Raw genomic sequence first — 11,101 nt, forward strand, 5'->3', positions numbered from 1 at the left:
TCATTGATTGAGTGAACTGAAATGAGATTAACGAAGGCAAGCGCTGGAAAAAATCGATAGAATTGCATAAACATGTGAGCTGGAGTCACACTTTATGAGCCAGGACATGCCCCCTCTCAGCGCCCTTCGGGCGTTTGAGGCCACCGCCCGACTGGGCAGCGTGACCGCTGCCGCGGGTGAACTTCACGTCACCCACGGCGCCGTCAGCCGCCAGTTGCGCAGCCTCGACGAGCACTTCGGCACGCCTCTGTTTACCAAGGCGGGCCGGGGCATCCGACTCACCCATCAGGGCGAGCAGCTTCAGCGGGGTGTCGGGGATGCCTTTGCCCGCCTGCGCGAGAGTTGCGCCGAGCTCAAACGCAGTTCCGAGGAAGGGCCCTTTGTCCTGAACTGCCCCGGCAGCCTTCTGGCCCGATGGTTCATTCCCCGGCTGGAGCGGCTTCACCGGGAATTGCCGGACATCAGACTGCAAGTCGGTGACAGCGACAGTGAACTCGACCCTCGCCACAGTGAAGCCGGCGCCACGCTCCTTTTTTCCGAGCCGCCTTATCCCGCAGAACTGGGCGTCATCGAACTCGCCCCGGAAAACATCTGCGCCGTAGCCAGGCCCGATCAGGCCGAACGGTTCGATAGCCAGGACCCCGCCACGATATTCACGAGGCCCCTGCTCCACACCCGCTCGCGTCCCCAAGCCTGGCCGCAATGGGCCCAGGCGCACGGACTCGATGAGGCGCGCCTGGCTCAAGCCGTGGAAGCGGGCCAGGGCTTCGACCACCTCTACTACCTGATTGAAGGGGCCCTGGCTGGTCTGGGTGTGGCCATTGCCCCTCGCTTGCTGGTGGAGGACGATCTGGCCTCCGGGCGCCTGATCGTCCCCTGGGGCTCGGTCGAGACCAGCGGTCGGCTGTGCCTGCTGTTGCCGCACTATGTGTCGCACCGGCGTGGCGAACAGCTTGCCGCCTGGCTGCAACGCGAACTCAACCCATAGGCAGCCCAGCCCCGGCGCCCCGCGGTAGCGCTCTTCACATTCCCTCGCATTTAACGGGCTGATTCGTCTTTAAAAATGGCGACCTTTCGCAGTTTGAACCATGCTGTAAACAGGACATTTGACCCGTTTTTCAGTCCATCAGGGAAAAGCCATGATAAGGATGCATGGGGAATACCGCAGGCACCTGCGGTCAGGGATTCGGATTCCGGTCGTTTTCAGCCACGCCGGCCGCACCTTCGAAACGACAACACTCGACATTTCCGCCAGTGGTCTGCGTCTGAAAAGACCGGAGCACGTGCATATTCGTGCCGGCGAAACCATCGACATCGAGTTCCGTGACCGAACCGGCACCAGGGTCGCTGCGACCGTGATGCACTCCGGCAAAACCCACATCGGCTTACAGTTCTATGATCGGCGCTTCTCCGGCAATGAGCTGAAGGCCCTCTACGACGTCGCCCCTCTCTGGCAACGCCTCAGCGCCACCAGCAAACGCACACTCTGGAAGAAGAGCCGTCGTCTGGCGGTTTTTCTCGCCAACACTTACCTGCGCTCGCTGCTCCTCGCCCTGGTCCGGCCCCAGTTCCTGTTCGCCGTGTATGGCAATGAAAAGCAGGTCCGTTCCTACGTCTCCGACGATATGGCGCGGCGCCTGCCCTTCAACCTGATACTGGGGGTCATCCGCAACGAAAACATGCGCGGCTTGATGGTCGCCCCGCAATTCCTGGAGCATGAGTTGCAGGAAGACTCCGACAAAGTCCGCCTGTACATGGAGCGTCTGCAGGAGGATTTTCCGAATGTGCAGCGGATTGCACTGGTCGGACGACTGCCCAACTTCGTAAAGAAAGCAGGCATCGATATAAAGCGACCGCTGGTGGAGGGCAGTCTTGGCACGCGCTATATGATCTGGGACATCGCGCGGCAAATGCGGGAGCGGCCGCAGTATCGCAACCAGAACAGCATTGTCGTGCTGGGCGGGGCCGGGCGCATCGGCAATGCTGTATGCCACGATCTCACCAGCCTGTACGACAGGGTGATTGGCCTTGATCCCCGCTACGAGGAAGACAACGAAATCAAAACCGATCAGGGGACGGTCCTGCAAACCGCGTCCCTCGAGCGTCTGAACGACGAAACGCTGTATATCGCGCTCACTCATCAGGGCGACGCGGTACTGGATCTCTATCAGCACATGCCCAACGGCGCCCTGATTGCCGATGACACTCATCCCTGCATTAGTTTGAAAGTGCGGGAACGCCTGCGGGAGAGTCAGATTGAGGTGGAGAAGATCGTACTGTCTCACGACCAATTTATGATGTGGCCGCGCATGCCGGACTGGAACAACCGGGATATCCCGGGATGTCTGGTGGAGGCCCTCGTCCTGCTTCGACAGCCGGATGTGGCCGAAGGCGGCTTTCACAGATTCTGTCAGGAAGCGGAATTTCTCGGCTTTACCGGCCGCCTGATCCGACCGCTGGATGAATAGCGATAACGGGAACGCCTTATGGTGACTCTCTGCAAATGGGCAGCAGCACTGATGGCCGCCCTGCTGTTGTGCGCCTTTTCCGTCAACGCCGGAGAAGTGATTCTCGATGGGGAGACAGGCCATCACAGCCTGAACGATCGCATCGACTATCAGCTCAGCAGCGGCCAGACACTTGAGCAGGTTGTGCAACAGTCACATTGGCAGGTAAAACGGGATCGCAGCGTACTGAATCTCGGGTTCACGGATCAGTCCGTCTGGCTTAAAACAAATCTGAATATCCCTCACGCCCTGGACCAGCCCTGGTATCTGGTGATTCCCTACCCCCTGCTGGAGCAGGTGGATCTCTATCTCCTGCGCGACGGCCAGCTGCCGGCGTTCTACCACACCAGTCGCGAGGAAACCGAAACCCAGAGGGAGCAGGCCCAAAGCTATCAGATCGCCCTGCCTCTGCCTCAGGATCTCAGTGGCAACGTGAATCTTGTCCTGCGGGCCCAGTCCGCCTCCTCGCTGCAGGTGCCGGTGGAACTTTGGAGCCAGGATCGCCTGCTGGACGACTTTTCCCGGGAAAGCCTCTACTGGGGCATCTATTTCGGCATCCTCGGGGCGATGGCCACTTACAACCTGTTCCTGTTTCTCTCCATCCGGGATCCGGCCTACGGCTACTATGTGCTGTACATCGGCGCGATCAGCCTCTTGATGCTCTGCATCTCCGGCGTGGGCAGCGCCTGGATCTGGAGCGGCCAGCCGCTACTGACCCGATACGCCTTGCCTACAAGCACGGCACTGGTCTCACTCAGTGCCCTGATGTTTGCGCGCAGCTTTTTGAAATGGGAGGAGATTTCCTATCGCTGGGAACGCGGCCTGAACATCACCGCGGGCCTTGCCGGGGTGTTGATTGTCTACACCTGGGTCGATCCGATACACGGTGCCCTGTTCGCCGGTCTGTTGGGCACCCTGGTGATCGTTCTGGTTATCTCTGTGGGGCTGGCCGCCCTCACTGCCGGTGTCGCCAGTGCCCGTTATTTCGTGCTGGCCTGGGCCGCCTTCGCGCTGGGAGCCTCCCTCTACCTGATGAACGTGTTCAACCTGCTGCCGGTGAATTTTCTCACCAACCATGCCATGCAGGCCGGCTCCGCAGCCGAGGTCCTGTTGCTGTCCTTCGCCCTGGCCCATCGCATCAAGGACGAGCGCACCCGCAAACTGGCCGCATTGCATCGCCAGCAACTGGCTGAGCGACAGGTCCGCGACATGGAAATGCAGTCGCTCGAGCAGGCGATGCACGATTCCGCCACCAAACTGCCTAACGGCGCGCTGCTCAATCAGCAACTGCAAACGGTGATTGCCCAGGGACAACGGGTCGCACTCGCGTTGGTCCACTACCCCCAGGTCAAGGAGATTGCATCCAGCATGGGGCACAACCTGGCCGAGGACATGTTTTGCCAGCTGATGAAAACACTGAACCATACGCTGGCGATTCTCGGTGGTGGTATCTGCCTGGAAGCGAAACAGCCCGCCTACATCGCCATTCCGGAGTTCGGTTCTGCCGCGTTCCTGGTCGACCTCAACCAGCTGCAGGGCAACCTGAAGCCGTTCGTAGAGCAGGTGGTCGGGCACCATGAGGTGGCCTTTCATTCGGTCCGACTGCCGGTGCTCATGAACCTGCATTGTGGCGTGGCGCTCGCCCCGGAACATGGCAAGAGCACGGACATCCTCTATCAGCACGCGTCGGCAGCCCGGGACCGTAGCGAATCGAGAAAGGTGCCGGTGCAGGTCTACAGTGAGGAAATATCCGAGTTCGCCCGGCGACGACTGGAACTGCTGACAGCCCTGCCCCAGGCTATTGAAGATGACGAGATCGAACTCTACCTGCAACCGCAAATGAACGGCACCGGCCAGGAACTGGTTGGCGCCGAAGTGTTGCTGCGCTGGCACAGTTCCCGGTTTGGGCCAGTGCCTACCTGGGAGGTCATCGAGATCGCAGAAAATGCAGGGCTGATGGATCTGCTCTCCCGTTATGTGGTCGCCCAGGCCTGGAGAATCATGCAGACTTTACGGGCACAGCATCTGGACATCACCTGCAGCATCAACCTGTCGGTCGAGAACCTGACCGACCGCCACTTCGTGCCGGATGCCCTTGAGGGCATCAGACAACACGGTATCCCGACGGACCGCGTCATTTTCGAGATGACGGAAACGGCGATGATGCACAACATGGAATCGGTCATCGATTCCCTGCTGCTCATTGCCAATGAAGGCTGCCGGATCGCCCTGGATGATTTCGGAACGGGCTACTCGTCCCTGGCCTACCTGAGTCGCCTGCCCATCCATGAATTAAAGATTGATCGCAGCTTTATCAGCCAGATGTGCTTGAATCGCAACGATCAGGAGATCGTCAAGAACACGCTGACCCTGGCCCGCACCCTCAATCTGGAGACTGTGGCCGAGGGTGTAGAGGATAAGGCCACCCTGACACGCCTCAGCGAACTGGGTTGCCACCGCGTTCAGGGCTACCTGTTTGCCAAACCGATGCCGGTGAAAGAGTTCTGTCGCTGGGCGTTGCAGCAAACGGTCGGTGACAGTGCCGGCAAAGGTCACTGAGCGAAGCCCACACTCGCGCCGTTCATGAAGCGCTTTTACCGGACGGCACATGCCCCTATCCCACCCTGTGGCGATGAAACCGCGGCACCTTTCAGGCCAAAGAGAAGAGTGAGTACCTGACGGATATCGGGTAAAGTACGAAACGTGTGCGGCTTTCGCGACGATCGGCTGTGGTGTCTCCGGCCCGTTTTCACTCACAGCCCACCCGATAATCCGTTGCTACCACTGACTTTTCCAGAAGGCCCCTGGGAAGTGGCATGACTCGACACGCCTCGCGCCGCACTGGCCGGTTTTCCACAAGCTGTTTATCCCTGATCGGGTGTCTGGCGCTGTTGCTGCTGGCGTGTTTTTGCGTGCAGGCGACATCGTTCGATGCCCCCACACCGTCTGCCGGCAGCGTTTTCTCCCCGTTGAAATTGAGTCAATTGGACGCCCAGTATCCTCTGGAGTCCCTGAAGCACTCGCCCGGTTTCATTCCGGCACCAACCGGGCAACGGTTGGAGAATGCGCCCGAACGCTCCCCTGACGCCCACCCGTTCGGACTGACACCCGATTTCAGGCAGCACCACCGCTATTGGCTCTACACCCGTGTCACAAACCTCACGGAAAACGACCAGTGGATGCTGCACATCAGTAACTTCGGGAATGTGCAGCCCAGGGTACTGATCCGCGGCCCTCACAGTCAGGAATACAGGACGTTTGACGAACAGGGGCGCACCAAGGACACCACGTCGACCAACACAACGGGCCGGGCGATCCCTTTGACGCTAAGTCCGGGAGAGTCGTACCAGATCATTATCGAGCTGGAGGCCGGATTTGTTGCTATTCAGCCTTATATCGGGTTGATGAGCCTCGGCCATTACAAGCTGTGGACGGCCCAGATGGACTACGCCTTCAAGCTGGCCATTGGTATCGCTCTTGGGCTCGCCCTCGTCGGTCTCACCTGCTGGTTGCTGACGCTGGGAAACGTGTTCCTGTGGGCGGCCTTATCGTCGCTACTGCTGCTGGTCTATTATCTGTGGCACAGCGGTGCCCCCGCCCTCTTTTGGCCATCGAACCACGAAAGAACGAACATCTACTGGATCCTGTTGGCATCGACACTGATCACCCAACTCCTGTTCGCGGCCGGGTTTCTTCGTATCAAACGGACATCGGCAGGGTGGTACCCCTTCTTTGTCGGGGCGGGGGTCATTACCTTGCTGATGTGTGTGGCCAACATGTTCGTTTCTGCACGCACGAATGTGATCCTCATATCCGTGAACTACGCGGTTGTCTGGATCGTCATTATCGCCTCCGGTATTGCCAAGGTTCGAACCGAAGGTCGTTACTATATTATTTATCTCCTGGGTTGGATCGTCCCCATGCTTTCCGTGGCCCATGTCCTCCTGTCGATACACAGCTCCCAGCAGCCAACCGAAGAAATCGGGCCTTCCTATAGAAGTATCCTCGTCCTTTACGGGCTGGTCCTGCACATGTTCCTGCACACGATCGCGTTGATATTGCGGATCAAAAAGATGGGGGAGGAAAAGCTGAAAACCGAGTTCATCAGCCAGGCCAAATCTCGCTTCATCGCCCAGAGCAGTCACGACCTGAACCAGCCACTGCACTCGATGAGTCTTTTCCTGGACCACCTCAAACCGCACGTCCAGGGGCTGGACGGCCAGAAAATCTTCGTTCGTCTCAAGAACACGCATCGGCAGATGCGCGACTCTTTCAAGGCCATCATGGATCTGAGCAAGCTGGAAGCCGGGGGCATCCAACCGCAATTCAAGCCCATCCACCTCGCCGATCTGTTTTCACGTTTGCAGCATGAATACGGGGTACACGCCGCGGAGAAAGGTCTTCGACTGACGTTTCATGACTGTTCGCTGACGGCCTTCAGTGACCCGCTGTTGCTCGAGCGCATGCTGCGCAACCTGATCTCCAACGCCATCAAATACACGGCGTCCGGCCGGGTGGTTGTCGGCTGTCGACGGCGTGGCTCACGGATTGATATCCAAGTTCTGGATACCGGATCCGGCATCGAACTGGCCGCGCACGAGCACATTTTCGACATCTATCAGCGCTCAGCAACGGTATCGGAACAATCGGAAGGCTCAGGGATCGGTCTGTCCATCGTCCGGCACATCTCGGAGTTGCTGGATCATCCGGTCACGATAAGGTCTGAGCCGGGCCGGGGAAGCTGTTTCACCATCAGCATCCCCCGCCTGACGGAACGCTCGCCACGGCAAACCACGACGACTTTCCCGGAGGACAACCCCATCGTGGCACTGGTTTTCCAGGACCGGACACTGCAGGATGCCCTGAGCGAACGATTCCGGAAATGGCATTGCCCGGTGCAGACCTTCGGGTCCATCGAGGCGGCGCAGTCCGCAAACCCGGCACCGTCGGTATTGCTCTGCGACCCGCCCCGCCTGAGCGAGGCGGCGCTGTCTCAGGAAGCCTTACGACAGTTCGCCCAAGGGACCGTAGCAGCCTGCACCAGCAAACCCGACACCGCCCTGCCCGGCGCCTGGATTGCATTGACGCCGGTTATCCGACCGTCCCAGCTGCGAGCCCTGCTCAACATCGCCGTGCGGCGCCGACAGGCCCGATTGACGGGAGCCGCCCCGGACGCGCCATTATTCGACTATGCAAAAGAATCGTTGCAACCGGAGTGAGCTGTTCTCATGACCCTGAAAGTGCTGATCATCGAGGACCATGAACTGTATCGCGATGGACTCCGACTGCTCGTCCTGGAGGCGCTCCCGGGTACGACCGTCCTGGAAGCAGGCGACTTCGCAAGCGCCCGATCCCGGCTCGCGGAACATCCGGATACGGATCTGGTACTGCTGGACATCCACATCCCGGGCACCGTGGGACTCGATGGCCTGAAGACCCTCAAAGCCAACCACCCGGCACTGCCACTGGTGGTGGTCTCCACCGTCGATCATCACGCCAGCATCCAGCAGATGTTGCAACTGGGCGCCGATGGGTTTATTGCCAAAACCAGCTCCAGGGCCGTTATGATCCAGGCCTTCCAGGCCATCATGGACGGCGAAGAAGTCATCATCAGTGGCCAGGACCCCGCCGAAGCCATCAGCCTATCTCCGCGCCAGATTGCAACGCTCGAACAGTTGGCGCTGGGCCTGCCCAACAAGGAAATCGCCTCGCAACTGAACATCGCTCCGGCCACAGTCCGGGAATACGTGTCCGATCTGCTGATGCGGTTCGAGTGTGATAACCGGACGCAGGTCGTGCTAAAGGCAAGGCGTTTGGGATTTATTCTGGATTGAGGGGATCGGTCTGTTGCTTCCACAGCGCTGACTGACTCCTGTGAGCCAGCTGTCATGACAAACGATCATTGACGAGACACAAAAAAGCCGGCCTAGGTCTGGCCGGCTTTCTCTGGCGTGTCTGATTCAATCGTCCATGCTGTCTGCAGACACTGGCTTGGTCAGGTCGATCAGACCGAGGCAGACCGGCTACGCAAGCGCAGCATGACCAACGCCAGCAACCCCAGGCCCAGCAGCGCGCTGGATCCCGGTTCCGGCACGGAAACGGAGTGCCCATTAAATTCGGTGACATGGCTGAATGTCAGCCCATCCAGTTTTTTGACGCCGAAATATTGGGCCAGGTCCAGTACACCCCAATCCATGCTGTTATTGTTATTGAACAGCACGAAGTTTTGGCCATCCTTGACCACAAAGAAGCTCGGCATTGACGTCAGCGCAAAGGCAACGACGGTGCTGGACTCCAGTGTCACGAAGAGGTCGACGGGATCCGTTTTGTCTTCGTAAGTCACCTGATAGCCCAAGACACTCTCAACCCAGTTTTCTTCCGTGGTCGGATTGGCATTGCCCAATACCGACTGCGTGGTCGATGCGACGAAGGTATCAAGCCCACCAACGTCAGTACCGCCTGAGATCATGTAAGCATAAGACGCTGGGCTAATCCCAAGTATCAGCGCAGCTCCGACGAATAGCGATTTAAGACTCATGTTATTTGACTCCAATACCCTTATTACTTCGAACCTCATGAGCCAAGGAAACAACAGCATGGCTTTGAGCCCCATGTAACAACGAGCAATTGCCGCGCCATATCCGTAACTCTCTGTCTTTTAAGACAATGAGCAAGATTCGATCGGAAGAAAGCGACCTACCGTAAAGAAAATCGACAGGTAAAAAGTCGTCGGAGCAGGCAGCCCCCAGAGGCAAGGACCGAGTAGACTTATGCCGCAGCCTATCACCCGCGAGGAACGGCGGAGCAGGCGTTCAAGGGACTGTCACATTTATCGACACGGGTGGATATCAGAGGAGCCCTTTACCGAAAACCACCGCACAGAAACGAACACGGCCCCTTCCCCGGTGGCATCGGTGTGAGCCGTCCTGTGGCGAGCAAAAATCGGAACACGCCCCTACAGCAGAATGACGGCCCAGCAAACCGAAATGACCACCAGCCCCACAAACTGGGCGGCGCTGCCCATATCCTTGGCCTGTTTGGAGAGCGGGTGAAGTTCCATCGACACCCGGTCAACGATGTTTTCAATGGCCGAGTTCAGCAACTCGATGGCGAGGGAAAGCAAGGGCGCGGCGATCAGGACTGCCCGTTCGGCGCGGGTGACATCCACCCAACAGGCGATGGGAATCAGGATGACGTTGATCAACACCAGTTGACGAAACGCCGCCTCATTGAGAAACGCCGCCTTGAGACCCTGCATGGAATAGCGGGTTGAATTCAGGATTCGGGTTATTCCTTTCCCGCCTTTCAGCGCGTGGGCACCGGGTTCATGAATTGATTTGGACATCACTGGCCTTATGTTCATCGGGCAAGGAATAAGAAACCGGCGACGCGTCGAAGCTAGGCAACGGTCCGGGTTTAACAAGAGGCCGAATTATGACCGCTGGATTCGACTTTGAGAATGCGGGTCCTCCGAAGCCCGGCGCACGGTCGTGACCCAAGTCAGGTGTGACCCGCATCGCCCTACCCCTTCACATGGCCTCTTTGCTGGCATGAAGGGCAGAAATACAATCGACGACTCGCCATGGCGGTTTTCACGATCGGCCCATCGCACTCGTGGCAGGCCTGACTTTCACGATTGAACACCATGTGGCGGCGTTGGCCGAAGGTCCAGCCGTGGCGCTTGAGCCGTTCGGCCCGCTCCGGGTCGTTGGTAATGCCCTTCAGGTTATACGCGCGCTGGAGCATCCTCAGGATGGCCTCGGCCAGGCGCCGTCGTTCGACGTCGTCCAGATCCCGGGGGCGCATGTCGGGCGCCAGCCGGGCCTCGAACAGGATCTCCGAACGCAGGTAGTTTCCGATGCCCGCGATAAAGGCCTGATCCAGCAGCAGGCCACCCAGATTCCGGCCGCGGAATCGCCGGTCTTCAAACACAGCCAGCAGGTCGTCCACGCTGACGGCCTGGTTCAGCGGGTCCGGTCCCAGTCGTACCAGATAGTCCACCTGATCCAGTTCATCCGGACGCACCAGCCGGATATCCGACGAACTGTACAACCGGGCCGCTTTTTCCGCACCGAGGATCGCGAACCGAAGCTGCCGGTTGGTCGCCGGTTCCCGATCAGACGGGCCGATCATCCATTTCCCATACAGCTGGTTGTGACTGTACACACACCAGGGACCGTCCTCGTCGGTGGCGGCCAGAAACACCAGGACGGCCTTGCCCCGAGCTTCAACGCTCGTCACCTGACGCCCTGCCAGCAACGGCTCGAACGACTTGAAGCGCTCAAAGGCGAACATCACGGTCTCCGCAGTCCGTCCGGCAACCGCGCTGCCGATCTCATCAACCATGCGGCGTATTTCGGGGCCCTCGGGCATGGATCTCATCTCCTCAATTCGTCGTCCGAAGGACTACGCGAGACCGGCAGGCTCGGACCAGCTCTTTTCGGTATTCCTGTTCAGGGAAATGGCCTGGTGAGTTCAACCGGTCAACGCAAATATGCTTTGCAGCTTCTCCACAGGTGTCAGGTAGTCGAGTGTTTTCCTCGGTCGTTCATTCAGCTTCCTTGCAAATTCATTTAACTGCTTCTGGGAATAGC

General features: G+C 58.8%; 8 protein-coding genes. 5 read left to right on the top strand and 3 right to left on the bottom strand.

Going from position 1 to position 11,101, the window contains the following annotated elements:
• The first annotated feature begins 94 nt into the window (after positions 1-94).
• From EB809_RS15335 to EB809_RS15355, 5 genes are all read left to right on the top strand, one after another.
• A complete protein-coding gene (locus tag EB809_RS15335) occupies positions 95-988 on the top strand; it encodes a LysR family transcriptional regulator (RefSeq protein ID WP_123635707.1) in 894 nt (297 codons plus the stop codon).
• Between the two features lie 151 nt (positions 989-1,139).
• Positions 1,140-2,468 (top strand): PilZ domain-containing protein, encoded by a 1,329-nt coding sequence (locus EB809_RS15340; protein ID WP_123635708.1) that lies wholly within the window; start codon positions 1,140-1,142, stop codon positions 2,466-2,468.
• Between the two features lie 18 nt (positions 2,469-2,486).
• Entirely contained in the window at positions 2,487-5,066 is a 2,580-nt protein-coding gene (locus EB809_RS15345; RefSeq protein WP_123635709.1) for an EAL domain-containing protein, read from the top strand.
• A 257-nt stretch (positions 5,067-5,323) separates the two neighbouring features.
• Entirely contained in the window at positions 5,324-7,726 is a 2,403-nt protein-coding gene (locus tag EB809_RS15350; protein ID WP_123635710.1) for an ATP-binding protein, read from the top strand.
• Positions 7,727-7,735: 9 nt separating this feature from the next.
• Positions 7,736-8,341 carry a response regulator transcription factor gene (locus tag EB809_RS15355; protein ID WP_123635711.1) on the top strand — a complete coding sequence of 202 codons (606 nt, stop codon included), beginning with the start codon at positions 7,736-7,738 and terminating at the stop codon, positions 8,339-8,341.
• 170 nt (positions 8,342-8,511) lie between these two features.
• Here EB809_RS15355 and EB809_RS15360 read toward each other — a convergent pair whose 3' ends face one another.
• From EB809_RS15360 to nei, 3 genes are all read right to left on the bottom strand, one after another.
• On the bottom strand, positions 8,512-9,045 hold the full coding sequence (locus EB809_RS15360) for a PEP-CTERM sorting domain-containing protein (protein ID WP_190294930.1): 534 nt from the start codon (positions 9,043-9,045) through the stop codon (positions 8,512-8,514).
• A 417-nt stretch (positions 9,046-9,462) separates the two neighbouring features.
• Positions 9,463-9,852 carry a diacylglycerol kinase gene (locus tag EB809_RS15365; RefSeq protein WP_123635713.1) on the bottom strand — a complete coding sequence of 130 codons (390 nt, stop codon included), beginning with the start codon at positions 9,850-9,852 and terminating at the stop codon, positions 9,463-9,465.
• 176 nt (positions 9,853-10,028) lie between these two features.
• Positions 10,029-10,880 (bottom strand): endonuclease VIII, encoded by an 852-nt coding sequence (gene nei / locus EB809_RS15370; RefSeq protein WP_123635714.1) that lies wholly within the window; start codon positions 10,878-10,880, stop codon positions 10,029-10,031.
• Positions 10,881-11,101 lie beyond the last annotated feature (221 nt).

The organism is Marinobacter sp. R17 (assembly GCF_003789045.1).
GTDB classification, from domain to species: Bacteria; Pseudomonadota; Gammaproteobacteria; order Pseudomonadales; family Oleiphilaceae; genus Marinobacter_A; species Marinobacter_A mangrovi.